We start from the raw sequence: 549 nt of genomic DNA, 5'->3' as shown, positions 1-549 counted from the left end.
AAAGTGATTGAAAGCAGCCTGATCCATGGCCCTGCTGGCCTTTGAGATCATCCGCTCCCTGTCCTTGTCCCAGCGGTCCAGCAGGCCCCCGAGAGGCGTCAGGGTGCCTTCGATGATCCCCATGGCTGCACGGTAATAACGGCCTCCGGCAGCCGGTGGCATCGCCTCAGCCTTATCCTGCACCTTCTCTCTTACAACATCTGTCAGCCGCTCTCTCTCGGTGTCCGGCAGGCCATCATGAGACTGATATGGATTGTCTCTTACTATATATTCCCCGGAGGCAGCTTGCAGGTCCTGCCGGTAAGCCAGCCCGTCCACCACAGCCTGTTCATCCGGTGAGGCTTTGCCTCTTGGTGATGAAGGGGACCAAGCCTCCAAGACGCTCTGCGTCACCGTGGGGCACCATTCGCCATGGAGAGGGAGGAGGCCAGCCTGCATCAGCTTTGCATCCAGCTCAGCCCGCATGGTCTCCAGCATCTTCTCCCGGCGTCTGATGGCCTCCCGGTGATCCCTTGTTCCCAGCGTCCTCACGACTTCCCTGCGGATGCC

1 pseudogene is annotated in these 549 nt (G+C 60.3%); it reads right to left on the bottom strand.

The features are described from left to right. A pseudogene (locus GOB90_RS18805) lies at positions 1 to 549 on the bottom strand (hypothetical protein); the annotation flags it as partial.

Source organism: Acetobacter oeni, assembly GCF_011516825.1.
GTDB classification, from domain to species: Bacteria; Pseudomonadota; Alphaproteobacteria; order Acetobacterales; family Acetobacteraceae; genus Acetobacter; species Acetobacter oeni.
Note: the sequence above shows the minus strand (reverse complement) of the source record. Positions and strands in the feature narration are given on the sequence as shown.